The 25,284-nt window shown below is 56.8% G+C and carries 22 protein-coding genes; 9 read left to right on the top strand and 13 right to left on the bottom strand.

Features of this window, described 5'->3' with window-relative positions; genetic code table 11:
- Positions 1-282 precede the first annotated feature (282 nt).
- The 4 genes from ACSOSI_RS21400 to ACSOSI_RS21385 all read left to right on the top strand — a co-directional run bounded on the left by ACSOSI_RS21400 (position 283) and on the right by ACSOSI_RS21385 (position 5,369).
- Positions 283-1,200, top strand: coding sequence for a DMT family transporter (locus tag ACSOSI_RS21400; protein ID WP_476706101.1), 918 nt, complete (start codon positions 283-285; stop codon positions 1,198-1,200).
- 202 nt (positions 1,201-1,402) lie between these two features.
- Entirely contained in the window at positions 1,403-2,458 is a 1,056-nt protein-coding gene (locus ACSOSI_RS21395) for an ABC transporter substrate-binding protein (protein WP_375190131.1), read from the top strand.
- 78 nt (positions 2,459-2,536) lie between these two features.
- Complete coding sequence (locus ACSOSI_RS21390) at positions 2,537-4,306, top strand: ABC transporter permease (protein WP_017893897.1); 1,770 nt, start codon at positions 2,537-2,539, stop codon at positions 4,304-4,306.
- Positions 4,299-5,369 (top strand): ABC transporter ATP-binding protein, encoded by a 1,071-nt coding sequence (locus ACSOSI_RS21385; protein WP_115183866.1) that lies wholly within the window; start codon positions 4,299-4,301, stop codon positions 5,367-5,369. Before ACSOSI_RS21390 ends, ACSOSI_RS21385 begins: the two co-directional genes overlap by 8 nt.
- A 43-nt stretch (positions 5,370-5,412) precedes the next feature.
- Here the strand turns inward: ACSOSI_RS21385 and ACSOSI_RS21380 are convergent, their stop codons facing one another.
- The 4 genes from ACSOSI_RS21380 to ACSOSI_RS21365 all read right to left on the bottom strand — a co-directional run bounded on the left by ACSOSI_RS21380 (position 5,413) and on the right by ACSOSI_RS21365 (position 10,613).
- Complete coding sequence (locus ACSOSI_RS21380; RefSeq protein ID WP_261277283.1) at positions 5,413-6,378, bottom strand: PDR/VanB family oxidoreductase; 966 nt, start codon at positions 6,376-6,378, stop codon at positions 5,413-5,415.
- A gap of 37 nt (positions 6,379-6,415) precedes the next feature.
- The gene (locus ACSOSI_RS21375) at positions 6,416-7,540 is read right to left on the bottom strand and encodes an aromatic ring-hydroxylating oxygenase subunit alpha (protein ID WP_261132566.1); all 1,125 of its coding nucleotides are present in this window, start codon (positions 7,538-7,540) and stop codon (positions 6,416-6,418) included.
- 41 nt (positions 7,541-7,581) lie between these two features.
- Positions 7,582-9,171 carry a BCCT family transporter gene (locus ACSOSI_RS21370; RefSeq protein ID WP_261132564.1) on the bottom strand — a complete coding sequence of 530 codons (1,590 nt, stop codon included), beginning with the start codon at positions 9,169-9,171 and terminating at the stop codon, positions 7,582-7,584.
- 356 nt (positions 9,172-9,527) lie between these two features.
- On the bottom strand, positions 9,528-10,613 hold the full coding sequence (locus tag ACSOSI_RS21365; RefSeq protein WP_261132562.1) for a tartrate dehydrogenase: 1,086 nt from the start codon (positions 10,611-10,613) through the stop codon (positions 9,528-9,530).
- 79 nt (positions 10,614-10,692) lie between these two features.
- Between ACSOSI_RS21365 and ACSOSI_RS21360 the strand changes: the two genes are divergently transcribed.
- The 4 genes from ACSOSI_RS21360 (at position 10,693) to fbaA (ending at position 15,426) form a co-directional block, all read left to right on the top strand.
- Positions 10,693-11,652 carry a LysR family transcriptional regulator gene (locus ACSOSI_RS21360; RefSeq protein WP_314725715.1) on the top strand — a complete coding sequence of 320 codons (960 nt, stop codon included), beginning with the start codon at positions 10,693-10,695 and terminating at the stop codon, positions 11,650-11,652.
- A 324-nt stretch (positions 11,653-11,976) separates the two neighbouring features.
- Positions 11,977-12,993, top strand: a complete 1,017-nt coding sequence (gene epd, locus ACSOSI_RS21355) for an erythrose-4-phosphate dehydrogenase (protein WP_012146648.1) — start codon at positions 11,977-11,979, stop codon at positions 12,991-12,993.
- 77 nt (positions 12,994-13,070) lie between these two features.
- Entirely contained in the window at positions 13,071-14,231 is a 1,161-nt protein-coding gene (pgk, locus tag ACSOSI_RS21350; protein ID WP_012146647.1) for a phosphoglycerate kinase, read from the top strand.
- A 115-nt stretch (positions 14,232-14,346) separates the two neighbouring features.
- Positions 14,347-15,426: a class II fructose-bisphosphate aldolase gene (fbaA, locus tag ACSOSI_RS21345; protein ID WP_012146646.1), complete on the top strand. Its 1,080-nt coding sequence runs from the start codon at positions 14,347-14,349 to the stop codon at positions 15,424-15,426.
- Positions 15,427-15,482: 56 nt separating this feature from the next.
- Here fbaA and ACSOSI_RS21340 read toward each other — a convergent pair whose 3' ends face one another.
- Positions 15,483-16,151 carry a DUF1345 domain-containing protein gene (locus ACSOSI_RS21340; RefSeq protein ID WP_012146645.1) on the bottom strand — a complete coding sequence of 223 codons (669 nt, stop codon included), beginning with the start codon at positions 16,149-16,151 and terminating at the stop codon, positions 15,483-15,485.
- Between the two features lie 193 nt (positions 16,152-16,344).
- Here ACSOSI_RS21340 and mscS point away from each other — a divergent pair, with 193 nt between their 5' ends.
- Complete coding sequence (gene mscS / locus ACSOSI_RS21335; RefSeq protein WP_017893892.1) at positions 16,345-17,211, top strand: small-conductance mechanosensitive channel MscS; 867 nt, start codon at positions 16,345-16,347, stop codon at positions 17,209-17,211.
- Positions 17,212-17,243: 32 nt separating this feature from the next.
- On the opposite strand, the gene ACSOSI_RS21330 is transcribed toward mscS, so the two are convergent.
- The 8 genes from ACSOSI_RS21330 to ACSOSI_RS21295 all read right to left on the bottom strand — a co-directional run bounded on the left by ACSOSI_RS21330 (position 17,244) and on the right by ACSOSI_RS21295 (position 25,280).
- On the bottom strand, positions 17,244-18,593 hold the full coding sequence (locus tag ACSOSI_RS21330) for an MFS transporter (RefSeq protein WP_476706100.1): 1,350 nt from the start codon (positions 18,591-18,593) through the stop codon (positions 17,244-17,246).
- A gap of 227 nt (positions 18,594-18,820) precedes the next feature.
- Positions 18,821-19,519 (bottom strand): RluA family pseudouridine synthase, encoded by a 699-nt coding sequence (locus ACSOSI_RS21325; RefSeq protein WP_112363476.1) that lies wholly within the window; start codon positions 19,517-19,519, stop codon positions 18,821-18,823.
- Positions 19,520-19,714: 195 nt separating this feature from the next.
- Complete coding sequence (gene araD / locus ACSOSI_RS21320) at positions 19,715-20,416, bottom strand: L-ribulose-5-phosphate 4-epimerase (RefSeq protein ID WP_012146641.1); 702 nt, start codon at positions 20,414-20,416, stop codon at positions 19,715-19,717.
- Complete coding sequence (locus tag ACSOSI_RS21315; RefSeq protein WP_476706099.1) at positions 20,410-21,270, bottom strand: L-ribulose-5-phosphate 3-epimerase; 861 nt, start codon at positions 21,268-21,270, stop codon at positions 20,410-20,412. Before ACSOSI_RS21315 ends, araD begins: the two co-directional genes overlap by 7 nt.
- Before the next feature lies 1 nt (position 21,271).
- Positions 21,272-21,928: a 3-keto-L-gulonate-6-phosphate decarboxylase UlaD gene (ulaD, locus tag ACSOSI_RS21310; RefSeq protein ID WP_476706098.1), complete on the bottom strand. Its 657-nt coding sequence runs from the start codon at positions 21,926-21,928 to the stop codon at positions 21,272-21,274.
- A complete protein-coding gene (locus ACSOSI_RS21305; protein ID WP_129939800.1) occupies positions 21,925-23,406 on the bottom strand; it encodes an FGGY-family carbohydrate kinase in 1,482 nt (493 codons plus the stop codon). Before ACSOSI_RS21305 ends, ulaD begins: the two co-directional genes overlap by 4 nt.
- Entirely contained in the window at positions 23,406-24,701 is a 1,296-nt protein-coding gene (locus ACSOSI_RS21300; protein WP_012146637.1) for an MFS transporter, read from the bottom strand. The genes ACSOSI_RS21305 and ACSOSI_RS21300 overlap by 1 nt, the downstream gene beginning before the upstream one ends.
- 108 nt (positions 24,702-24,809) lie before the next feature.
- Positions 24,810-25,280, bottom strand: a complete 471-nt coding sequence (locus ACSOSI_RS21295; protein WP_259191632.1) for a NanQ anomerase/TabA/YiaL family protein — start codon at positions 25,278-25,280, stop codon at positions 24,810-24,812.
- Between the last annotated feature and the right edge of the window lie 4 nt (positions 25,281-25,284).

The following is a 25,284-nucleotide window of genomic DNA, read 5'->3' as shown; positions in this document are numbered from 1 at the left end:
CCAAAATAGACCTGCAATTTATACGCCGGCTTTAATGCATTCTCGTTATATTCCACAGAGATGATTTCGCCGATGCGCATATCCAGCCTTAAGTATGAAGGGTATAAATAAAAATGAATTATAAGACAGGTTAATTATATGGTTTTCGATTTAATTATTAGCGTATCGGGCATGTTTTGTTTTATCGAGGTCAATATTCGTGAGGTAAAATCTATTAAGCTAATGTTAAATTAGTTAGTATGCTTTGTAGTGAACCACCAACAGCATTATTCAGGTATTTTTATGGTAATTACCGGCAAGGAAAGCTTCTATCGGCGCAAATCCATTATTGCGCCGTTTTTCCTGATACTGATCTGGTCGACCGGGTTTATAGCCGCCCGCGCGGTGGCGGACCATGCCGATCCCAATCTTTTTCTGACCTTTCGCTTCCTGATCGCCGCCGCGGTTTTTGCCCTGCTGGCCGCCAACTGCGTCTGGCCTAAAGGGCGGCAGTTCATCATGCACCTGTTTACCGGCATGCTGATGAACGGCGTTTATCTCGCCGCCAGTTGGTGGGCGGTGGCGAACGGCCTGGCGGCCGGCGTAATGTCATTGAGCGGCGGCCTGCAACCGCTGTTCACGGCGCTGATTTTTGCTTTGGTGCTGCGCAAGCCGATAGGGCTGCGTTCCTGGACGGGGTTGGCGCTCGGTTTTATCGGCGTGGCGTTGGTGCTGTCACCGCGGCTGACCGGCATCGACGTCGGTAACATGGCGCTGCTGCCCATCCTGCTGGGTTTTGGCAGCATCGTTGCGCTGACGATTGGCATCATGGTGCAGAAGTCTTCGCTGGCGGCGGCGGATCTCCGGGCCGCGGGGGCTATCCAGCATCTTGGCGCGGCATTGGTCACCGGCGTTTTGGCGGCGGTGATGGGATCAGGAGAATGGGATAATTCGCCAACGCTGTGGTTCTCGCTGCTGTGGTCGGCCGGGATATTGTCGCTGGGCGGTACCGCGTTGTTTATCTGGATGGTGCGGCATGGCGATCTGACGCGCATTACCGCGCTGATGCTGCTGGTGCCGCCGGCTGCCGCGTTGCAGGCTTATTTCCTGTTTGGCGAAGCGCTGTCGTTGGTGCAACTGGCGGGGTTTTGCCTGACATTGCTCGGCGTGGCTATCGTACAGAAGATCCGCCTGCTGCGGCGTTCCAAACTGATGCAATAACACCGGTTATTTCGTCCTTGGTTTAAAAACCGGGATGACCATGGATTTTTTTGACTGAAAAACGTCCAACCTCACAAAACCAAAAGATAAAAAATCAACGGCGTTGCTTAAGAACACTTATTAACTATATGTTAATTTTTAGTTTCTTAAATGTAACCAGGAGTTAATTATGTTGACAAGAATCGGCGCGTCGGTAGTGGCGATGGCTGTACTGGGCGCGGTGCCTGCTTACGCTGAATTCCCGGCAGGCTATCCAGCCGACTATCAAAAAATTGTGGATGGCGCGAAGAAAGAGGGCAAGGTGGTGGTGTACTCCACCACGGATACCAAGGCCGCCGGGCCGCTGATCCAGGGGTTCGAAGCGTTGTATCCTGGCGTTAAGGTCGAATACAACGACATGAACAGCACCGAGCTGTACAACCGCTATATCAGCGAACAGGCGGCGGGAGGCACCAGCGGCGACGTGGTGTGGAGCTCGTCGATGGATACCGCGCTGAAACTGGCGACCGACTATGCACAGGAATACGCTTCGCCGGAACAGGGCCAACTGCCCAAGTGGGCGGTATGGAAAGATAAAGCCTACGGTACCACCTACGAACCGGTGGTCTTCATCTATAACAAACGGTTGATCCCGCAGGGTGATGTACCGGACTCTCACGCCGCGCTGGCCAAGCTAATTGCCAGCCAGACCGACAAGTTCAAAAAGAAAGTCACCACCTATGATATTGAAAAGTCAGGGTTGGGCTTCATGCTGTCGGTGCAGGACTTCAAGGCCGACCCGAACTATTTCGCCACCCTGGCTGACGTCGCCAAAGGGGGGCTGGCGGTGCAATCTTCTACCGGCACCATGATGGAAAGGGTGTCATCCGGTGAAAACCTGATTGGTTTCAACATCCTGGGTTCCTACGCCGAAGCACGAGCCAAAACCGACCCTTCGCTGGGCATCTCTTATCCGAAGGATTACACCCTGGTGCTGTCGCGCGTGTCCTTTATCAGCAAAGAGGCTGCCAACGGCAATGCGGCAAAACTGTGGCTTAACTACGTGCTGTCGGAAAAGGGCCAGAGCATTCTCGCCAACCAGGCCGATATTCCGTCTATTCGTAACGACATTGAAGGCAAAAACGACATCGACGGCATGACCAAAATGCTCGGCAAAGCGCTCAAACCGATCCCGGTGGATGAAAGCCTGCTGGAGTACCTGCAGCCGGCCAAACGCCTGGATTACATCAAACAGTGGCGTACCGCCGCCGCGAAATAACACAGGATCCGGACGCGCGTCTGCCATTGTGGCGCGCGCCCTTTGGTCGTCGTCGTTTACAACCATCGGGATATATTTATGGAAGCATGGCGCAGAAAGTGGCAAAGCCTGCCGCGCGGCTTGGTGGTGTTGATAACCGCACTGGTTATCTACGTGCCGCTGTCGTTTATCGTGATTCAAAGTTTCCTCTCCGCTCCCTTTTTCTCCCCCTCCAAGGTGTTCAGCCTGGAGGCGTTCCAGTTTATCTTTACCGATCCGGACTTCTACAAGGCGCTGAAAAGCGGGTTTATTCTGGCTTTCGGCCTGGTGGTGATCGCCATTCCGCTGGGGGGCATTCTGGCCTTTTTGATGGTCAGAACCGACTTGCCCGGTCGGCGCTTTATTGAACCGCTGATCCTGGTGCCAATCTTTGTCTCGCCGATGGTCTTGGGTTTTGGCTACGTGGTGGCCGCCGGGCCGGTGGGCTTCTTCTCGCTGTGGGCGGAGTCGCTGCTGGGGTTCGTACCCTGGAATATCTATTCGATGGCCAGCATCGTGGTGATTGCCGGGCTGACGCACGTGCCACACGCCTATCTTTATATTTCCTCGGCCTTGCGCAGCGTCGGTTCCGACGTGGAAGAGGCCGCGCGCACGGCGGGTGCCTCGCCTTTGCAGGTGATGACTGCCGTTAGCTTGCCGATGGTGCGACCGTCCATTTTGTACGCTGGGGTACTGCTGTTTTTCCTTGGGCTGGAAGTGTTTGGCCTGATGTTGGTGCTGGGCGATCCGGAAGGCAACCTGGTGCTGGCGACTTACCTGTATCAACTGACCAATAAGCTGGGCACGCCGTCTTACCATCTGATGGCGGCGGTGGCGGTGGTGCTGATCTGCATCACCATTCCGTTGGTGATGTTGCAACGCCGTCTGATGCGCACCGCTAACCGCTTCGTTACCGTCAAGGGCAAGGCGTCGCAGGCGCGGGCGCTGCCGCTGGGGAAATGGCGTTGGGTCGCCGGTGCGGTGGTGGTGTTCTGGCTGACGGTGACCATCGGCGTACCGCTGGTGGGGGTGGTGCTGCGCGCCTTTATTTCCAACTGGGGCGTGGGTGTTTCCATTTGGGACGAACTGTCGCTCAACACTTTCCGCACCATCTGGCAGCAACCCAATCTGCTGCGGGCGATCGTCAACTCGATGGCGATTGGGGTATTCGGCGGCGCGCTGGCGGTGGTTTGCTATCTGTTTATCGGCATTGCCATGCACCGCAAACCCGACGGGGCTACCCGTTTCCTCGATTACAGCGTGCTGGTACCGCGTGCGGTGCCGGGTCTGCTGGCGGGGCTGGCGTTCCTGTGGGTGTTTCTGTTCCTGCCGATGTGGCTGGACAAGTCATTGAAAGAAGGCTGGCTGTCGGCGCTGCCGGTGGCCGAGTGGCTGCGGGAGAACCTGATCGTCTGGCTGCGCTCCTTGCGCAGCACCATCTTCAGCGTCTGGCTGGCGTACACCGTGGTGTGGATGGCCTATGGCCTGCGGCTGATCTCTTCGACGCTGCTGCAGGTCGGCCCAGAGCTGGAGGAGGCGGCGCGCAGTGCCGGCGCGACCCGGGGGCAGATCACCCGTCACGTCACCATTCCGCTGTCGCGCTACGGCCTGATTGGTTCGTGGCTGCTGATGTTCCTGATTTTCGAACGTGAGTATTCCACCGGGGTGTATCTGTTGTCTCCGGGCACCGAAACCATAGGTTCGATGCTGGTTTCCCTGTGGGCGGCGGGCGCCATCGATATCGTTGCGGCACTCTCGTTCATTAACATCCTGCTGGTGGTGTTGGGGCTGGGTATTGCCCTGCGCTTTGGAGTGAAATTACATGATTGAACTTTCGGTAGAAAACCTGCATTTAACCTACGGCGACAACCCGGTGTTGAAGGGTGTCTCGATGGATTTAAAGCGCGGCGAGGTGGTTTCGCTGTTGGGGCCGTCGGGCAGTGGTAAAACCACGCTGTTGCGGGCGGTTGCCGGGCTGGAGAAACCGACCCAGGGCCGCATTATCATCGGCAGCAATACCGTGTACAACGGCAGCGCGCGCAGCGAAATTCCGGCGGAGGAACGCAACCTGGGGTTGGTGTTTCAGTCCTATGCCCTGTGGCCACATAAAACGGTGTTTGAAAACGTCGCCTACCCGCTGAAATTACGCAAAGTCGCCGCGGCGGAAATCAACCAGCGGGTGCAGGGCGTGCTCGACCAGCTTGGTCTGGGGCATTTGGGCCAGCGTCATCCGCATCAGTTGTCCGGTGGTCAGCAACAGCGCGTGGCGATTGGGCGGGCGCTGGTGTACAACCCGCCGGTTATCCTGCTCGATGAACCGTTATCTAACCTCGACGCCAAGCTGCGCGAAGAGGCGCGGGTGTTCCTGCGTGAGCTGATCATCAAACTGGGGCTTTCGGCGCTGATGGTGACTCACGATCAGAACGAGGCAATGGCTATCTCCGATCGCATCCTGTTGCTCAACAACGGAAAAATCGAGCAGCAGGGTACGCCGCAGGAAATGTACGGTTCGCCGTCGACCCTGTTTACCGCCGAGTTTATGGGCAGCAATAACCGCCTGCACGGCAAGATTACCGAAGTGAGTGAGGGCAAAGCACGCATTGAAGGCAAAGACTGGGCGCTATGGGGCATGGCGGGGGCAGGGGTAAAAGCCGGCGAAGAGGCCACGGCGGTGATCCGCGTGGAGCGCGTGCGCCTGGGAGATGATCCGCAGGGCAATCAGCTTGAGCTGCCGTTGCTGACCAGCATGTACCTCGGCGACCGTTGGGAATACCTGTTCCGCACCGTTGCCGAGGATTTCGTGGTGCGTGCTTATGGCACCGAAGTACGAGGTCAGACACTATGCCGGCTCTCCCTGCCGCCCGAGCACCTGTGGATTTTTCCTAAAGTTTAACCCTAAAAACACCGCGTCCCATAATGGGGCGCGGTGTACTCAATTACAAATCCAGCACCAGCCGTTTCCCCTTGGCCCGTGAGCAGCAAATCAGCAGGCTTTGCTGTGCTTGTCGTTCTTCCTCGCTCAGGTACTGATCGCGGTGGTCTGCCTCACCCTCAATAATCCGCGTTTCGCAGGTGCCGCAAATCCCTTCTCGACACAGGCATTCCACTTTTGCTGCTTTGCTGTTTTCCAGCGCTTGTAAAATGGTGACGTCTTCTGCCACCTCCAGTTCAGTACCGGAACGGGCCAGCACCAGGGTGAAGGCACCGCCCTGACTGTCAGCGGCACTAAAGGCTTCGCGATGCAGACGTGCTGGGGCAATTCCCAACGCCGAGGCCGTCTGCCATACCGCTTCGTTCAGCAAAGGAGGGCCGCATACGTAGATATGAGCGCCGGGTTCTACATCGGCCAGCAAATGCTTCAGATCCAAACGGCTACCCTGGCTAGAGATGTGGCAGCGGATATGCTCGGCAAACGGTGACGTTTCCAACTGAGATTGAAAGGCATTATGTTCCTCACTGTGAAAGCAGTAGTGCAGCCGGTAACCTTGGCCACGCTGATGCAGTTCATGCAACTGCGCCATAAACGGCGTGATACCGATGCCGCCCGCAATCAATAGGTGGTGCTTCGCATCCGGCGCCAGCGCAAACAGATTATTCGGCGTGCTGATGGTCAGCGTATCGCCAATCCGCAGGTTGTCGTGCATGAAAGCCGATCCCCCCTTAGAGTGCGGCTCGCGCCGCACAGCAATCTGATACTGCTGTAAGTCGAAAGGGGAACTGAGCAGGGAGTAGGCGTTGCTGTAACGCCGTTCCCCCTGTTGCATCTGTACGATGATATGGCTGCCGCCGCTGAACGCAGCCAAGGGGCGCCCCTGTCGGTCCGCCAGAGTGAAGCGCTTTACCTGTGCGGTAATGGGTTCGATATCGATAACGCTGACCTCGAACATCTGATAGCTGGACATAATCTAAACTCCAGAGCGCGGGTAGACCCTGACGCATTCAAGATTGGAATACCTGAGCCACCAGATGATGGAAATGCGCGATGGCGTGTTCACTGACGCCGCTGCCCGCACCGTCAGCCATAATGCGTCCCTGGCCGCGATAGCCGCGCGATTTGAGTCCTTTCTGCACGCTCTCGACCAACCGCAGATCTTCCGGACGGAACACGTCGCGATACCATTCGATCAGCCGCTGCTGTTCGGCGGTCAGATCCTGATTAGTGAAGTAAATGTCATAGTTCTGCAGGGTAGTTTCCGCATCGACCGGGAATTCATAAATCACCGTCATCATGCCTTCCAGCGGGGGGATGTTGAACATGGTGCACGGCCACAACCAGATGCCGTGGAAACTGGCGTCTTTGCCTTCTTCGAATTTGAATGACTGTTCGGAAGGGCGGGCATAGCCAAATTGCATCGTCCAGTTGCCGTGTAGGGTGTGCCAGTAGCGATCGACCTGCACAGAGTCGGCAAAGCCGGGGTGTGCCGGTGCGCAGTGGTAACATTCGAGATAGTTATCAACGATATTTTTCCAGTTGGCCGGGGTACGCGTAGTAAAGCGTGCCGCCAGTTTCAGGTCGTCCACCGTCGGGCAGGCTTCGCGCACTTTGGTTGCCAGTCCAGGCAGTTGATCTTCTACGCTGCCGGCCTGTGAGTTCATGTTGATAAAAATAAACCCACCGTATTCTTCTACCCGCAGTGGCATCAAATGTGCGTTGCCTTTATTGAAATTATGTACGTTTTCACAGTTACGTGCGTGTGCCAGCTCACCATCGAGTTTGAACGCCCAGGCGTGATAGGGGCAGGTAATGACGTTTTTGGCTTTGCCTTCACCCGTCAACAATTGGTGGCCACGGTGCGGGCAGACGTTATAAAAGGCGCGCAGTTTCTTGTCGCGGCCACGTACCACCAGAATGCTCTCGCCGATGATTTCTCGGGTGATGTAATCATTGGGCTGAGCCACTTCACTGCCGTGCGAGACGCAGATCCAGCTATTGGCGAATATCTGCTCTTTCTCATGTTCGAACGCCGTCGAGTGAGTATAGAACTGGGCCGGAATGGTGTATGCCTCGCTGGCATCGGCGCAGAAGTCCTTGGGTAAGATGAATGCAGGGGTCAGATTGCTCATGGTTAACCTTCCTCTTATTGGTTTTATTCCGTAGGGGTGGTTCAGACGATAGTCGTGTTACTTACCGGGCTGACGGCCGGCGGTTCGCTCTGCGCTGGGGGGCTGCTGTCAATCAGGTTTGCCGGTATGGCGGCGTAGTCCTGTTTTAACCAGCGGGAGAAACCGTAGGTTTTTATCAGCAGTACTACCAGAAACGGTAGCGCGGTCAGGATGACGGTGGTTTTCATGGTGTCCAGTGAGGCACCGGTAAACAGGATCGCCAGCGGAATCAGGGTGATCACTACGCACCAAAACAGGCGTAGCATTGGGCTGGGATCTTGGCCTTCTTGCAGATTGCGGGTGCTGGTGGCGGCCATGGCGTAGGCAACGGCGTCCATGTGTGACGCCAGAAAAATAATCATGACAAACAGATAGCCAGCCAGGAAGAGTTTGCCTAGCGGCAGTGACATCAGCAGCATTTGCACTGCCGTTTCGCCTCCCTGAGTATTGAGGATCTCCGGCACGTCTAACTGGCCGCTGATGAATTGGTGCATGGCGAAACCTTCCAGCGCACCGAAGAAAAACCAGCAGCCGAGGGTGCTGCCGACCAACAAGGCCCAAATGACCTCTTTGATCTTGCGTCCGCGAGAAACTCGGGTCACAAACATGGCGACGCCGGGTGTATAAGAAATCCACCACAGCCAGTAGAACACTGTCCAACTGCGATTGAAGCTACCGTCACCCATAGGGTCGGTAAACAGACTCATTTGCAGGAAGTTCTGCGTCGTCAGGCCGATGGCGTTAACGGTATTGTTGATGATGAATTCGGTTGGGCCGACCAGTAGTACCAGCGCAGCGAAGATAAAAGCGCCCCAGCCGACCATTTTACTCAGCCGCTGCATGCCACCGTCGATGCCGATGTAGGAACTGAGGCAGAAAATTACCGCAGCCAGCAGGATCACCGTTGCCTGCACGGTAAAGGTGTCGGGAATGCCGGTTAACGCTGTCAGCCCACGGGTAAAGGTGGAGGCGGTCAATACCAGCGAGATAGTCAGTGCGCCCACCGTTGCGACCAGAAAAATAAGGTCTACGGCTCGTCCAATCGGCCCATTGGCGCGTACGCCGGTAATGGCCGCAATAATGCCAGACAGGCTCAATCCCTTGTTTTTACGCACGTGGAAATGATAGGCCATGATCAATGAGGCCAGCGCGTAGGTTGCCCAAGCGCTCAGTCCCCAGTGGAAAAACGAATAGCTGATGCTGTATTCCAACGCTTTTGGGCTGCGTGGCTCAATATTCAGCCCCGGCGTTTGGTAGTAATAGGCCCATTCCATCACGCCCCAGTAGAGGGTGGAGGAACCCAACCCGGCACAGATGAACATAAACAGCCAGGCCAGAGTGGAGTACTGCGGTTTGCCTTCGCCTAAACGGATATTGCCGTATTTGCTTAATGCCAAATAAAGCACCACCAGCAGTGCCAGCAGCATCAGAACCTGAATGATGGAACCGAACAGCCGGGTGACCGCATTGAAAATGATATTGGCGAGCAGTTCGGACTGAGCCGGGAAGAGCGTCAGGAAAATAGCAATCAGCGTGATGCTGCAAAGGCTGATGGCAATAAGCATGACATCCTTTTTAGGGGCGTTCTCCATGGTGTGAACTCCTGTATTTGTGGTAGGCCGCGGCAGACAATTAACCTTGCGCATCGGTCTTTTTGGCATCGTGCCGTTTCTTTTGTCAGACCACGTAGGGCGGATGTCCGATACCTTTGGTACCGCAGATAGTTACCCTTCCTTAACATTTTTGAGTGTGCACAAATTAACCAATCGCCACAATTAGGGGATCTGTGAAGGGATAAAACACAGTATGTGAATAATTTGTTGTGATCTTGCCGTGAGAATTTGTGTGGTTTTCAGCGGTGATGCTGCAGTACAAAGCGCAAGACAAAGTGGGGCATGACAACGCAGGGTATTAGGTAACACCCTGCGGATGGTATAGGGGAGGACGGTTAAGAGAGCAGTAGGGTGGCGATCGCCTGGCCGACCTGTTGAGTGGTGGCATGGCCGTGAATGTCCGGCGTCCGTGGTCCGTTGGCAATAACCTGTTCGATGGCGGCCAGAATGCCGTCATGGGCCTGACGGTAGCGTGGTTCATCCTCCCCGAGGAAGTCCAGCATCATGGCTCCGGCCCAGATCATGGCAACTGGGTTAGCGATGTTTTTGCCAAAAATATCCGGTGCTGAGCCGTGCACCGGTTCGAACAACGACGGGAAGTTACGTTCGGGGTTGAGGTTGGCCGAAGGTGCAATGCCAATGGTGCCGGCGCAGGCCGGGCCAAGATCGGACAGGATATCGCCGAACAGGTTAGAAGCCACCACCACGTCGAAGCGTTCGGGCTGGAGCACGAAGCGGGCACACAGAATATCAATGTGCTGTTTGTCCCAGTTGATCTCCGGATATTGCTGCGCCATGGCGGCCACACGCTCATCCCAGTAAGGCATGCTGATGGCCATACCATTGGATTTGGTGGCGGCGGTGAGCGTCTTACGTGGACGCTGTTGTGCCAGTTCAAAAGCGTATTTCAGGATGCGGTCAACGCCGTGGCGGGTGAATACCGATTCCTGAATCACCATTTCGCGCTCGGTGCCTTCAAACATCCGGCCGCCGAGTGAGGAGTACTCCCCTTCGGTGTTTTCACGCACCACGTAAAAATCGATATCACCCGGTTTTTTATTCGCCAGCGGGCAGGGCACGCCGGGGAACAGCCGCACCGGGCGCAGGTTCACGTATTGATCGAAATCGCGGCGAAACTTCAGCAGTGATCCCCACAGCGAAATATGGTCCGGCACCTTGTCCGGCCAGCCGACGGCGCCAAAATAGATGGCGTCGAAGCCTTGCAGTTTCTGGAACCAGTCGTCCGGCATCATCTTGCCGTGGTGCAGATAATAATCACAGCTGGCCCATTCGAAGGTTTCAAACTGCAGGGACAGATCCCAGCGTGCCGCCGCAGCTTGTAAAACGCGAATGCCTTCCGGCATCACTTCCTGGCCTATGCCGTCTCCCGGTATGGCGGCGATTTTATAGCTTTTGCTCATAGGGTCTCACTTGTCGGTAGAGGTAATTGACATCCCCTCCATCCTATAATTGACTAACTGTTAATCAATGCTGGAAACGGTGAAACATAAAACACGAATCATGAATAATATTCCGATCCTCAGTGACCTGCGGGTGTTTGTGTTAGTGGCACGTCGCGCCGGATTTGCCGCCGCAGCCGACGAGTTAGGGGTTTCACCGGCGTTCATCAGCAAGCGTATCGCCCTGCTGGAAAAGGCGCTGGGGGTGTCTTTACTGCACCGGACCACGCGGCGGGTGGCGATCACTGAAGATGGCGAGCGTATTTATGAGTGGGCGTTGCGCATTTTGAACGACGTTGACCAAATGATGGATGAGCTGTCCGATGCCCGGCAAGCGCCGCAGGGCACGCTGCGTATTGTCAGCAGCTTTGGTTTCGGCCGGCGTTTTGTCGGCCCTGCGCTGTCGGCCTTGTCGCTGCAGTACCCGGCGCTGGAGCTGCGCCTGGATGTTTCCGATCGGTTGGTGGATTTGGTCAGTGAAGGCTTTGACCTGGATATCCGCATTGGTGATGACATTGCGCCCAATCTGATCGCCCGTAAGCTGGCACAGAACCAGCGTATTTTGTGCGCCTCGCCGGAATACCTGCGGCGCTGCGGTACGCCCAAGAATCTGGGGGAGCTTTCCGGACGTGCCTGCCTGGCAATCAAGGAACGCGATCATCCCTTTGGCCTGTGGCGGCTACAGGGGCCGCAGGGCGAGGAGGTCGTGAAAGTGACCGGCGGACTGTCATCCAACAACGGCGAAATTGTGCATCAATGGTGTCTGAACGGGCAGGGCGTGGCGCTACGCTCGTTCTGGGACGTGAGGGAGAGTATTGAGAACGGTCGGCTGGTGCATCTGTTGCCTGACTATTACCAGCCGGCAGATATCTGGGCGGTGTATGTTTCGCGTCTGGCGACCTCGGCCAAGGTGCGGGTGACGGTCGAATTTTTGCGCGAATATTTCCGTCAGCATTATGGCGAAGCCTCGTTATTGTCAGAATACCTGGCGCGTCGCTAAGGATTGGCCAGGAAAAAGTGTGCGCTAGATCATCTTATTCCCGCAAAGTGTCGTTCGGTTGTCAGGCAGACTGTCGCATCTGTTCCTTTTGGTAAAACTTTGGTTTATGCTCAGCTGAAGCGTTTCAGTTGTGGTTGTTTTCAACTGAAATGCCGGAGTGAAGCCGGTGAAACCACTGCCGGGTCGAAGGAATAATGCAATGCGACGATTCACAGCGGGTGGTGCGCTAAAGTACTCTATGCGGGTTATCCAGATAACCCAGTCAGCGCCCTCTCGACAACGGTGAGTACGCCCGGTGAGGGAAGGCCCTTTTTCAGGAGCAGCATGACAATCCGCATAGCGATAAACGGCTTTGGCCGCATTGGCCGCAGCGTTTTACGCGCACTGTATGAATCGGGACGAAGAGCGGAGATTTCCGTGGTGGCGATCAACGAATTGGCAAACGCCGAGGGGATGGCCCACCTGCTGAAATACGACTCCAGCCATGGCCGCTTTGCCTGGGATGTTCGCCAGGAATGCGACATGCTGACCGTCGGGGACGACACCATTCGCTTGCTGCATCAGCCGGCGGTGGAACAGCTTCCCTGGGGAGAGTTGGGTGTCGACGTGGTACTGGACTGCAGCGGTGTGTACGGCAGCCGGGCAGATGGCGAAGCCCATCTGGCGGCGGGGGCGAAAAAAGTGTTGTTCGCCCACCCAGGCGGTAACGATCTGGACGCCACCATCGTGTTCGGCGTCAACCATCAGACGCTGCTGGCAGAACACCGCATTGTTTCCAATGCGTCATGCACCACCAACTGCATTATTCCGGTGATCAAGCTGCTGGACGATGCCTACAGCATCGAATCGGGCACCCTGACCACCATTCACTCTTCGATGAACGATCAGCCGGTGATAGACGCCTATCATCAGGATTTGCGGCGTACCCGTGCGGCGAGCCAGTCGATTATTCCGGTCGACACCAAGCTGGCCGCGGGCATCACCCGTATTTTTCCGCAGTTTTGCGATCGTTTCGAAGCGATTTCCGTGCGCGTGCCGACCATCAACGTGACGGCCATCGATCTCAGCGTCAGCGTCAGTTCGGCGGTGAAGGTGACAGAGGTCAACCAGCTGCTGCAAATGGCCGCACGGGGATCATTTCGTGGTATAGTTGACTATACGGAACTACCATTAGTCTCGATCGATTTTAACCATGACCCGCATAGCGCTATCGTCGACGGTACGCAGACCCGGGTCAGCGGTCAGCACCTGATCAAGACCTTGGTCTGGTGTGATAATGAATGGGGCTTTGCCAACCGGATGTTGGATACAACACGGGCAATGGCCGCAAGCGGTTTCTAGTACGGCGGCATCGGCACGACCGATGCGCCGCTCAGGCAACTTTATAGTTTCTAGAGAATCAACCAAGAGGGTTCACCATGTCTGTAATTAACATGTCCGATCTGGATCTGGCCGGTAAACGCGTTCTGATCCGCTCCGATCTGAACGTTCCAGTGAAAGACGGTAAAGTGACTTCCGATGCACGTATCCGTGCCTCCCTGCCGACTATTGAAGCTGCGCTGAAACAAGGCGCCCGCGTGATGGTAACTTCCCACCTGGGTCGTCCTACCGAAGGCGAGTACAACGAAGAATTCTCCCTGCTGCCTGTGGTCAACTATCTGAAAGAACACCTGAAAAACCCGGTTCGTCTGGCTAAAGACTACCTGGAAGGTGTTGACGTTGCAGAAGGTGAACTGGTAGTGCTGGAAAACGTCCGTTTCAATAAGGGCGAGAAAAAAGACGACGAAACTCTTTCCAAAAAATATGCGGCGCTGTGCGACGTGTATGTGATGGACGCCTTCGGTACGGCACACCGTGCGCAGGCTTCCACCCACGGCGTGGGCAAGTTTGCACCTGTCGCCTGTGCTGGCCCGCTGCTGTCTGCAGAACTGGAAGCCCTGGGCAAAGCGCTGAAAAGCCCGGCTCGCCCGATGGTTGCCGTGGTTGGCGGTTCTAAGGTTTCGACTAAATTCGATGTGCTGAACTCGCTGGTGAAAATCGCCGATACGGTGATCGTGGGCGGCGGTATCGCCAACACCTTCGTGGCTATCGATAACAACGTCGGTAAATCTCTGTACGAACCTGACTTCGTCGATGCAGCGAGAAAACTGCGTGACGAGTTTAAAATTCCGGTTCCTACCGATTCTCGCGTAGGTACGGAGTTCTCTGAAACTGCACCTGCCACCTTGAAAAAAGTCAGTGAAGTCAACGATGATGAAGAGATCATGGACTTCGGTGACGAAACCGCGCTGGCTATGGCCAAGTTGCTCAAAGAAGCCAAAACCATTCTGTGGAATGGTCCGGTTGGCGTATTCGAGTTCCCTAACTTCCGTAAGGGTACCGAAATTGTCGCGCGCGCTATCGCAGACAGCGAGGCATTCTCTATCGCTGGTGGTGGTGATACGCTGGCGGCTATCGATCTGTTCGGTATCGAGGATAAGATTTCCTACATCTCTACCGGCGGCGGCGCCTTCCTGGAATTCGTGGAAGGCAAAGCGTTACCGGCAGTTGTGATGCTGGAAGAGCGCGCTAAGCAGTAATTCAGACAACGGGAGGCGAAAGTCGCCCGTTTATTTTATACCGCGCGGCATAGGCGGCGCGGCATGAAAAATCGATTTACATCCATCTACGGCCGACGAAACAGGACAAAGTAACATGTCTAAAATTTTTGATTTCGTAAAACCGGGTGTCATCACTGGTGATGACGTTCAGAAAGTATTCGCAGTAGCTAAAGAGAACAACTTTGCTCTGCCAGCAGTTAACTGTGTGGGTACCGACTCTATCAACGCCGTGCTGGAAACAGCCGCGAAGGTACGCGCTCCGGTTATCGTTCAGTTCTCCAACGGCGGTGCCGCGTTTATCGCCGGCAAAGGCGTGAAGACTGACGTTCCACAGGGTGCAGCAATTCTGGGCGCGATTTCTGGTGCACACCACGTTCATCAGATGGCTGAGCATTACGGCGTGCCGGTTATTCTGCACACCGACCACTGCGCGAAGAAACTGCTGCCATGGCTGGACGGCCTGTTGGACGCTGGCGAGAAGCATTTCGCCGCTACCGGCAAACCATTGTTCTCTTCCCACATGATCGACCTGTCTGAAGAGTCCCTGGAAGAAAACATCGAAATTTGCAGCAAATACCTGACTCGCATGGCGAAAATCGGTATGACCCTGGAAATCGAACTGGGCTGCACCGGCGGTGAAGAAGATGGCGTGGACAACAGCCATATGGACGCATCCTCCCTGTACACTCAGCCAGAAGACGTGGCTTACGCATACGAAAAACTCAATGCGATCAGCCCACGCTTCACTATCGCAGCGTCCTTCGGTAACGTGCACGGCGTTTATAAGCCAGGCAACGTGAAACTGACCCCGACCATCCTGCGCGATTCTCAGGACTATGTTTCCAAGAAATATAACCTGCCGCACAACAGCCTGAACTTCGTGTTCCACGGCGGTTCCGGTTCTAGCGATGCAGAGATCAAAGAGTCCGTAGGTTACGGCGTGATCAAAATGAACATCGATACCGATACCCAATGGGCAACCTGGGACGGCATCCTGCAGTACTACAAAAAGAACGAAGGCTATCTGCAAGGCCAACTGGGTAACCCAGAAGGTGCTGACAAGCCGAACAAGAAATACTACGACCCACGCGTATGGCTGCGTTCAGCCCAGACTTCGATGATTACTCGTCTGGAACAGGCTTTCAAAGATCTGAACGCAGTAGACGTTCTGTAATCTCGGTTAGCTGTTAGCTCTACATGAAGGCTCCCCTCGGGGAGCCTTTTCTATTTCTAGCTCAGCAGGCTGGCGCCAACGTTGATCGACAACCCGAGGATGATCAGGTTGAAGACAAAGGAAATTACCGATTGCAGCAGGGCGATTTTGCGCACCTCGGCCGCGCCGACCGCCACGTCGGCGGTTTGCGACGCGACGGCAATGGTGAACGAGAAATAAGCGAAGTCCCAATAGGTCGGTTCTTTGAGGTCACCGGGAAACAGCAGTGGCAGAGGATCTTGCTGCGCGCCCTGACGATAAAATTGATGGGCATAGTGCATGGTGAACGCGGTGGGCAGCAGCAGCCAGGACACCACCAGCGTGGCGCCGGTCAGCGCCAGATGCAGTGTTTTCAGCGAGTCGCTGACCTGCCTGGTGGTACTGAGCTCAAACAGAATCGACAGAATGCTCACCATGCAGCCAATGCTGACCAGCGCCAGCACTTTACTGGCGCTTTCATCCTGCGTGCGCGCGAGTTGGCGGATATGCTTCGGCGTGCTGACCAGCATCAACCGCCACAGAAACAGCAGGTAGCACCAGGCCAGCAGGTTCCAGCCGAGCATCAGGCGTTGCAATTGACCGAGCCTGTCCGGCAGCAGCAGGTAGCACAGGATGCCCGCAGCCACGGAAAGCAGCAGCCTGGGGCGAACCCGCCAATAGTGTTGAATCGACGATGGCATCTGCATGACGAGCGAAGTTCCTTATCGTTAAAAAGGCGATAGCGCTATGTTCAGCATAGAGGAAGTTCGGCGATTTTTACCGCTTACGGTTGGCATGCTGCGGAAATGTTAGTTAACCTAGGGCGGTGGTTTCCGACTGACGCCAGATGTCAGTTTTTTTGCGAGTTTATCCCCTTAGGGAAAAGTTAGGACGACACGAATGAAAGATCTGAATGTAGTAGACGGCATTAATGGTGCCGGTAACTGGCTGGTGCAGAACCAGGATTTATTGATTCAGTATGCGGTGAACATCGTCGCGGCGATTGTTATTTTCATCATTGGTTCGATCATTGCACGGGTAGTCAGCAATGCGGTAAACCGCGTGATGAAGCTGCGCGGCATCGATGCCACGGTAGCCGATTTCCTGTCGGCCATGGCGCGTTACGGCATTTTGGCCTTCACCTTTATTGCAGTGCTGGGGCGCGTAGGCGTACAGACTACCTCGGTGATCGCCGTGCTGGGTGCCGCAGGCTTGGCCGTCGGCCTGGCGCTGCAGGGCTCACTGTCCAACTTCGCCGCTGGCGTGCTGCTGGTGGCCTTCCGTCCACTGCGTGCCGGTGAGTATGTCGACTTGGGCGGCGTAGCCGGTACCGTCGACCAGGTGCAGATTTTCTCCACCACGCTGCGCACCGCAGACAACAAAACCATCGTGGTACCGAACGGTAAAATCATCGCCGGCAACATCATCAACTATTCCCGCGAGCCGAACCGCCGTGTGGATATCGTGGTTGGCGTGGCTTATAACGCCGACATCGATGTGGTGAAAAAGGTACTGGGCGATGTGATCGCCGCTGACAAGCGCATCATGCACGCCAAAGGCGTGACCGTGCGTCTGAACGAGATGGCGCCTTCTTCACTGAACTTCGTGACCCGCTCCTGGACCACCAATGCCGAGTATTGGAACGTGTACTTCGATCTGATGGAGAACTTCAAGCGCGCGCTGGATGCCAACAACATCGGTATTCCGTTCCCGCAGATGGACGTTCATCTGTATCGCAACGATGCGACCACCGCGAAAGCGGAATAACGGAAAGGGGCCTTGGCCCCTTTTTTATTTGTTCAGTTGGGCAACGCAGGGTCATGCGCAGATGCCCGGCGGCTCAAACTGAGCCGGTAGAGCAGGAAGATGGCGGCAGAACCCACCAACACCGGTAGCGCCAGCCAGATAAAGAACGTCTCCGGGGAACCTGCAGCGGCAATCATCCAGGCACCGAGCATGGAGCCGACAATGGAGCCGAAGCGGCCACTCGCCATCGCCCAGCTTACCCCGGTGACGCGAGCCGCAGTGGGGTAGATAGTGGCGGAAACCAGATTCAAACCGTTCTGTGCGCCTGCCACACCGAAGCCGACAAGGAACACGGTGGCGGCCAGCGTGTAGACGTCCCCCATCAGATAGCCGGTAGCGCCGACAACCAGCGCGGCACCCAGGTAGGACAGGGCCAGCACCCGGTAAGGGCCGGCGCGGTCCATCAGCAGCGCCATCAGGATTGCCCCGAGAGTCCCGCCCAGTGGCAGCATCGCGCCAATGCGTGATGCGTGAACGATATCGTAACCGGCGTCCTTGAGAATGCTCGGCAGCCAACTGGTGAGCTGGTAAAACACGAACAGCGAGCAGAAGAACGCGGCCCACAGCAGCAGGGTCCGCACTGCGCGACCTTCGGTGAACAGATGGGTCATTGGCGACCGCGCCTGCGTTGGGCGCTCGTCATCGAGGATCGTTACGCCAGCCCAGCTTTTGCCAGTGATACGTTCAACCACCTTGCGCAGGCCAGCGGCATGTTTCGGGCTGGAGGCCATAAAGCGTACCGACTCGGGCATCTGCCAGGCCAGCAACGGCAGCAGCAATAACGGCGCTATGCCGCCCAACATCAGCACGCCACGCCAGCCGAACACCGGAATAATCTGCCCGGCCAGCAGGCCGCCCAGGGCCAGACCGGCGGTGAAACCGCTCCAGCTCAGGGTGACCATGATCATCCGCCGGCGTGCCGGCGAATACTCTGAACTGAGGGTGATGCAGGTGGGCATCGCGCCCCCCAAACCAATGCCGGTAATTAACCGCAGCAGGGTCAGCGACTCAATGGAATGGGTATAGGCCGAGGCCAAAGTCCCCCCGCCAAAAATCAGTATCGAAACCAGTAACACCCGTTTGCGGCCGATGGCATCGGCGATCGGACCGAAGATCAGGCTGCCGAGCAGCAGCCCGAACAACCCGGCACCAAAGGCGGGGGATAACTGCGCAGGCAGCAGATCCCACTCTTCGCGCAGCGCGGGGGCGATATAGCCAATGATGGCGGTATCAAAACCGTCCAGCAGGACGATCAGAAAACACAGGCTGAGGATCAGGATCTGGTAAGGCGAGACCTTGGCGTTGTCGATAATCTCACTGATACGAGCGGTGTTTTGGCTCATGGTAGTTCCACTAAATTGGGCTGGTGTGGAGCTGGCTGGAGGGCAGAATAGGCGTCAGGTTCCGGCTGAAACGGGCCTGATCCAAAGCCGCTTTGGCTGGCATGGCGTAGAAACCCGAGTATACACCAGAGCCAAGGGCTTGCAGCGATGTTACGGGGGAAGCCGATGATCTTTTGCGGGTTTCACGCAGGGGAAGCAGAGGGCGCTAATAATAGATACTTTCGCTTTCAGAACGGGCTGGCGTGATGGGCTTTGATCGGCTCTTGGCTGATAGGATGAACAAAATGCAGCTCACTGGCGTGCAGCATCAGCCGCGGGGTCCGTTCGGTGCCGGGCAGCAGGAGACCGCCATACAGGTCACAGCCCAAAATAGGGTGGCCCAATTGCTGACAGTGGATGCGCAGTTGATGAGTACGCCCGGTTTCCGGGGTTAGCTGCACCCGCGTTAATGGCAGTGACGTTCCGTCTGCCAACTCATGATAAAAGCGCTCAATGACCTGATAGCCGGAGCGAGCGGGCTTGCCGTGGATGGCGCAAATCGACATCAGCGGGAACAACGCCGGATCTTTGGCAATCGCTGCGTCTATCACCCCTTCGTTATCGGCCAGATGCCCGCACAGCAGTGCGCTGTACACTTTGGTCACGGTACGCTGGCTGAACTGCTGGCAGAGGGCGGCATTGATAGCCTTATTGCGGGCAATCACCATCAGCCCGGAAGTGCCGAAATCCAGGCGGTGGATCAACGTGCAGCCGGGGAATTGCTGTACCAGCCGATGATGCACTGAATCGAGATTTTGCGGATTTTTCCCCGACAGGCTGAGTAACCCGGTGGGTTTGTTGATCAGCACCAGACTCTCGTCCTGATAGAGGATCTCGATCTGCTCATGGCACGGCGGGGCGATAAAGGTATCGATAATCTTGGACATCAGGCTACCCGGAGGGAGAGTGGGTGCGGATGATAACGAATTTTAAACCGGCTGACGAATTACGATCGCCTGACAACAGGGCGGGCAAAAAACCGAGAAGGTTGATTTCCATGCCAGCTAACTTTGTTTTCACCAGATGCCTCAAAGCATCCGGTGAAAACTTTTGATACTGGAACTGAGGCCCGCCAACCCTATTTATTGCCCGTAATAAGCATTCTTGCCGTGTTTGCGCAGGTAGTGTTTATCCAGCAGCGCGGGCTGCATGCTGCTGATGCCCGGCGTCAACTGGCGCGAGAAAATCCCCATATAGGCAATTTCTTCCAGCACTACCGCGTTGTGTACCGCGCTGTGCGCGTCCTTGCCCCAGGCGAAGGGGCCGTGTGAATTGACCAGCACCGCCGGAATGGCGTTCGGGCTGATACCGCGTCGGTGGAAGGTGTCGATAATCACCTTGCCGGTCTCCAGTTCGTAATCCTGCGCAATTTCGTCCTCGGTCATCAGCCGGGTGCAGGGAATGGCACCGTAGAAATAATCGGCGTGGGTAGTGCCCCAGGCGGGGATGTCCAGCCCGGCCTGCGCCCAGATGGTGGCGTGGCGCGAATGGGTGTGTACGATGCCGCCGATATCGGCAAATTCACGGTACAGCGCCAGATGGGTGGCGGTGTCCGAGGAGGGCTTTTTGCTGCCCTCGACGGTTTGGCCACTGGCGAGGCTGACCACCACCATGTCCTCGGCCACCATGTGTTCATATTCCACGCCGGAAGGCTTGATCACCACCAGCCCGCGTTCGCGATCCACCGCGCTGACGTTGCCCCAGGTGAAGGTCACCAGGTTATGGCGCGGCAGGTCGAGGTTGGCTTCCAGTACCTGTTGTTTCAGCTGCGACAGCGTTAGCATGTCATACCCCCTTGTTGCATTTTTTGTTCGATCCAGCGGCGTGCCTGTACGATTTCTGCCACCGGCTCTTCGGCTTTCTCGGTCCACATCTCGATCAGGAAAGCGCCGCGATAGTTAAGCTGTTTCAGCGTGCGGAATAGCGCGACGAAGTCGACGCAGCCTTCGCCAAAGGGCACGTCGCGGAACTGCCCTGGCGAGCTTTCGGTGACCGGATAGGTGTCTTTCAGATGGATGGCGGCGATGCGGTCAATGCCCAGCGCCAGCTCCTGCGCCACGTCATTGCCCCAGGCGCTGAGGTTGCCGACGTCCGGATAGACCGTGAACCACGGTGATGCCAGGCAGGTATCCCATGCCTTCCACTTGCTGATTGAGTTCATAAAAGCGGTGTCCATGATCTCCACCGCCAGCATCACCTGGGCGGCGGCGGCGCGTTCGACCGCCCATTGCATGCCCTCGGTGAAGCGGGCGAGGGTGCTTTTGTCCTGCTGTTCGTAATAGACGTCATAACCGGCGAGCTGGATGGTACGGATACCTACGTCCTTCGCCAGTTGGATCGCCTGTTCCATCACCTCGAAGGCGCGTTGGCGCAGCGCATCGTCATGGCTGCCGAACGGAAAGCGGCGGTGGCCGGACAGGCACATTGATGGGATGCTGATGCCGGTTTCCAGCATGGCGCTGACTAGCGACAGCCGCTGTTCTTTGCTCCAGCTCAGGCGTGCCAGCCGTTCGTCACTTTCATCCACCGACATTTCGACAAAATCAAAACCGCAGGCCTTGGCCAGCGCCAGACGCTCGGGCCAGGTCAGGTGTTTCGGCAGGGCTTTTTCATAAATTCCCAATGGGTGCTGGCGCATATCAACTTCTCCAGATGTCATCAATGACGGTGTGGAACTGACCGGCGGCGGTCAGCGGATCGGCAGCTTCTGCCAACGCCCGGCCGACGATAAAAGCGGTAACGGCGATGTCCTTAAACAGCGGTAAATCGGTCGGGGTGATGCCGCCAGTGACCGACAGCTCAATGCCCAGATCCGACAGCGCTTTCATCAGATCCAAATCCTGTCGGCCCCAGGTTTGTCCGCTGGCCTGGGCGTCGCGGCCACGGTGGTAGATCGCCTGGCGGATGCCAAGCTTGCGCCACTGCCGGGCATCGTCCAGCGTCCAGCGGCCGAACAGCTCAATCTGGATCTCGCCCTGGTGCTGTTGCGCCACCTCCAGCGCGCTGGCCATGGTGGCTAACGGCGCGGCGCAGATCACCGTCATCCAGTTGGCACCGTGGCTGAAGGCCTGCTGCGCCAGCGTGCCACCGGCATCGGCCACTTTCAGGTCGGCCACCAGCGTATGTTGTGGGCAGCGTTCACGCAGCGCGCTCACCGCCTGGATACCGGCGCTGATGCATAAAATGGTGCCGGCCTCGATAATGTCGACGTGCGGCTGCAGGCGTTCTGCCGTTTGCAGGGCGGCGTCCAGCCGGGTGTGATCGAGCGCCAGTTGCAGACGCGGTTTGTTGCTCATAGGGCCTCCTTCTGGATGGATTGCAGCGTGGCTACCAGCGCCTGATAACATTGATATTTTTTACCGTAAGCCTCAGCTGCTGCTGCGTCCGGCAGCACCCGTTCGATGCGCGGTGCCAGCGCTCGCTGGGCGGCAGTGAAATCGCTGAATACGCCGCTGCCGACCATTGCCGCCATGGCTGCACCCAGGCAGCCGGTTTCTTCCACCTGCGGCAGTTCCACCGGCAGGCCGCTGACGTCGGCGAACATTTGCATCCAGGGGGCGGATTTGGCCGGACCGCCGGTGACGCGCAGTGCAGTAGCCGCAGGGAAGCGTTGCCGCATGCGGTTGAGGTGGGTCATATGGCAGAACACCACGCCTTCATAAATCGCCTGTACCAAATGCTCGCGCTGGTGGAAGGCCTGCATGCCATGGAAGCTGGCGCTCAGGCCCAGTCCGGCGTTGGAGCCGTACAGGAAGGGAACAAACAGCAGGCTGCTGTCGGCCTTCGGCAGCGTTGCCACCCAGTCGTTGAGCTGGGCGTAGTCCTGCAGCCCCCATTGTCGGCAGAACCACTCCAGGTTGGCGGCAGAGGTTGGGCTGGCTTCGTGCACAATGTATTTGCCGGCTTCGGCGTGGCGACCATAAACAAACGGGTGGTCGAAACCGTCGGTGATTTTGTCGGTAATGCCGCTGGTAACCGACCAGGTGCCCATCACTGCGTTGAGCCGCGTTTCGTCGTGTAACCCGGCGCACAGCGCGGTGGACACCACATCGAACAGCCCGCCGACCACTGGCGTACCTGGCAATAGCCCGGTTGCCTTTGCAGCGGCGGCGTTGATCCGTCCGGCGATTTCGGCCGAACCGACAATCGGCGGCAGGGTGGGCATGATGTCGCCAATGCCCAGCAGCTGTGCCAGCGCCGGGTCATAGCGACCCTCGGCCATTTGGTAAAGATTGGATTCGGAGATATTGGTTTCTTCACAGGCCAACTCGCCGGTCAGGCAGTAGCGCAGATAATCGTGGGCCATCAGCACGCTGCCAATCTGGCGATAACGTTCTGGCTGATGCTGCCGAACCCAGCGCAGCAGCGACACCGGGTGGCCGGTCCACAGCGTTTGCCGGGTCTGCGGATACAGCGTCTGCGGCACGCCCTGTTTTTGCCATTCCTGCACCAGCGCCAGTGCGCGCTGGTCAGAAGACAGCATGGCATTGCCCAGTGGCTGCCCTTGCTGGTCCAGCAGAAACGCCCCTTTGCCCTGCGCCGAGATGCCGACGGCCTGAATATCACCGACAGCAATCTTGTTGCGGGTCAGCAACTCGCGGATCACCTCGGCAGCGGTGTGCCATAGCGCAGGCATATCCCGCTCCGCCCAACCCGGTTGGGGCGAGACAATTTCCAGGTTGCGGCGAGCGATGCCCAGTTCAGTTCCCTGACGGTCATACAGCCCGGCTTTGATAAAGGTGCCGCCGCAGTCCAACCCCAACCAATAGTCCATTATTCGGCCCTCGCGCTTTGGTCGCATTTGTTCGGCAGCATCAGCGCCAGCACGGAGGCAATGGCCAGTGATACCGCCAGGCTGTAAACGCCGACGTCCTTGCTGAACAGGCTGATCAATACGCCGACCATATAAGGGCCGCAGAAACCGCCCAGGTTGCCCAGCGCGTTGATCACGCCGCGTGCCCCACCGGCCACTTCGGCATTGAACAGTTTGGGAGGAATGGTCCAGAACACCCCGGCGGCGGCCTGGATGAATACCCCGCAGCCGACCAGCGCCGCGTAGGACCACCAGATGTGATCTTTCAACAGTACCGACAGCGCCATGCAGATGGCGAAGCAGGCCAGCGGCAGCGCGACGAAGATTTTGCGTTTTCCGGTACGATCGGAGAGTGAGGAAATCACCAGCATGCCGAAGATGGCACCGATGTAGGGCAGAATAGCCAGTATGCCGACCTGTTCCATGTTGCCGTTGGTCAGCCCCTTGAGGATGGTCGGCAGCCACAGGGTGTAGCCGTAAATTCCGGTTTGGTAGAAGAAGTTTACCAGGATCAGCTGCCACATGATCTTGTCGCCCAACACCCGGCGCAGCGAGGCGTTGCGCACCGTTTTGCCTTTGATCAGCAGTTGTTCGTCATGCAGCGTTTTGATCAGGTAGTCTTTTTCCGCTGCTGAAATCCACTTGGCCTCCTGCGGACGGTTGCTGATGGTGAAGTACCACAGCACCATCACCACCAGCGACAGCGCGCCTTCCACCAGAAACAGCATACGCCAGTCCCAGACGGTGATGATCCAGCCGGACAGTGGGGCGGTGAGAATACCGGCTATCGGCACGAACATAATGACGATGGCGTTGGCACGGCCGCGTTCCTTGTCCGGGAACCAGTTGCTGATCATGGTCAGCACCACCGGCAGCATGCCGCCCTCGGAGACGCCCAGGGCAAAGCGCAGGAACAACAGTTGATACTGGTTACTGACCAGCCCGGTCAGCACCGAAATAATCGCCCAGGCCAGCAGCGACCAACCGATGAATTTCTTGCCGTTGCCGTACACCGCCAACTTGCCGCCGGGCACCTGCAGGAACAGATAACCGATAAAGAAGATGCCGCCGGCCAAACCGGCCATCGAGGCGGTAATACCCAGCTCGGCATCCATACCACCGGGCATGGCGAAGGCGATATTCACCCGGTCCATATAGGAAATGATGCAGGTAATCAGGATCGGCGGTACGATCCGCAGCCAGCGTAATTTGGGGATCGCCTGGTTTTGAGTGACAGAAACAGAGGCAATATTCATATATACACCTGTAGGGTCAGATTTTATTGTTTTGGTGGTTTAAGGCGCAGGGGCGCCCACACCCGCCCGTAGGCCGATGATTTTTATCTTTGATTCCTTTGCTGTCGGTCAGGCGCTAAATAATGCCAGCGGTATTTTCACCACTACTTTGCGAATATCGCAGGGTTGTTGATGAATACAGGCCGGGCGATGAACATCCGGCGGGAAAAATACCGCAAAATTACCGGGCTGCATGGTTAACCAGGATTCATCCGCGACGTCCTGATAAAAAATAATGTCGCGCTGCGCCAGTAATTCCTGATGGATCGGGTTATCGCCACGATCCGCCGCCACGCCGATCAATTCGCTGCCGCTGACCAGAAACTGCACATCAACATTTTGACGGTGCACTTCGGGCCGCAGATCGCTCGGTTGCTGGGTGTGCAGATCCAGCACCTGTACTACATAGCCGGTAGCGGGATCCTGATAACGTCCGGCGGGCAGGGCGCTGAAATCCGTGCCTTGCAAATAGGCGATGGCGTGAGCCACCGGTGCCGGGTAGTGCTCCGGTGAGGTATTGGCGATATGGCCAAAGATCATGGTG

The sequence above is a fragment of the Serratia sp. AR11 genome, from assembly GCF_056376275.1.
The sequence above is the reverse complement of the archived record's forward strand: the minus strand, read 5'-3'. Positions and strand labels throughout refer to the sequence as shown.

Bases quoted from the DNA above. Each gene is read 5' to 3' on its own strand.
- ACSOSI_RS21295 (WP_259191632.1), bottom strand. From the start codon at position 25,280: ATGATCTTTGGCCATATCGCCAATACCTCACCGGAGCACTACCCGGCA.
- mscS (WP_017893892.1), top strand. From the start codon at position 16,345: ATGAAAGATCTGAATGTAGTAGACGGCATTAATGGTGCCGGTAACTGG.
- ACSOSI_RS21365 (WP_261132562.1), bottom strand. From the start codon at position 10,613: ATGAGCAAAAGCTATAAAATCGCCGCCATACCGGGAGACGGCATAGGC.
- ACSOSI_RS21400 (WP_476706101.1), top strand. From the start codon at position 283: ATGGTAATTACCGGCAAGGAAAGCTTCTATCGGCGCAAATCCATTATT.
- ACSOSI_RS21370 (WP_261132564.1), bottom strand. From the start codon at position 9,171: ATGGAGAACGCCCCTAAAAAGGATGTCATGCTTATTGCCATCAGCCTT.
- ACSOSI_RS21375 (WP_261132566.1), bottom strand. From the start codon at position 7,540: ATGAGCAATCTGACCCCTGCATTCATCTTACCCAAGGACTTCTGCGCC.
- ACSOSI_RS21380 (WP_261277283.1), bottom strand. From the start codon at position 6,378: ATGTCCAGCTATCAGATGTTCGAGGTCAGCGTTATCGATATCGAACCC.
- ACSOSI_RS21325 (WP_112363476.1), bottom strand. From the start codon at position 19,519: ATGTCCAAGATTATCGATACCTTTATCGCCCCGCCGTGCCATGAGCAG.
- ACSOSI_RS21305 (WP_129939800.1), bottom strand. From the start codon at position 23,406: ATGGACTATTGGTTGGGGTTGGACTGCGGCGGCACCTTTATCAAAGCC.
- ACSOSI_RS21340 (WP_012146645.1), bottom strand. From the start codon at position 16,151: ATGCAGATGCCATCGTCGATTCAACACTATTGGCGGGTTCGCCCCAGG.
- ACSOSI_RS21300 (WP_012146637.1), bottom strand. From the start codon at position 24,701: ATGAATATTGCCTCTGTTTCTGTCACTCAAAACCAGGCGATCCCCAAA.
- ACSOSI_RS21315 (WP_476706099.1), bottom strand. From the start codon at position 21,270: ATGCGCCAGCACCCATTGGGAATTTATGAAAAAGCCCTGCCGAAACAC.
- pgk (WP_012146647.1), top strand. From the start codon at position 13,071: ATGTCTGTAATTAACATGTCCGATCTGGATCTGGCCGGTAAACGCGTT.
- epd (WP_012146648.1), top strand. From the start codon at position 11,977: ATGACAATCCGCATAGCGATAAACGGCTTTGGCCGCATTGGCCGCAGC.
- ACSOSI_RS21395 (WP_375190131.1), top strand. From the start codon at position 1,403: ATGGCTGTACTGGGCGCGGTGCCTGCTTACGCTGAATTCCCGGCAGGC.
- ACSOSI_RS21385 (WP_115183866.1), top strand. From the start codon at position 4,299: ATGATTGAACTTTCGGTAGAAAACCTGCATTTAACCTACGGCGACAAC.
- ulaD (WP_476706098.1), bottom strand. From the start codon at position 21,928: ATGAGCAACAAACCGCGTCTGCAACTGGCGCTCGATCACACCCGGCTG.
- fbaA (WP_012146646.1), top strand. From the start codon at position 14,347: ATGTCTAAAATTTTTGATTTCGTAAAACCGGGTGTCATCACTGGTGAT.
- araD (WP_012146641.1), bottom strand. From the start codon at position 20,416: ATGCTAACGCTGTCGCAGCTGAAACAACAGGTACTGGAAGCCAACCTC.
- ACSOSI_RS21390 (WP_017893897.1), top strand. From the start codon at position 2,537: ATGGAAGCATGGCGCAGAAAGTGGCAAAGCCTGCCGCGCGGCTTGGTG.
- ACSOSI_RS21330 (WP_476706100.1), bottom strand. From the start codon at position 18,593: ATGAGCCAAAACACCGCTCGTATCAGTGAGATTATCGACAACGCCAAG.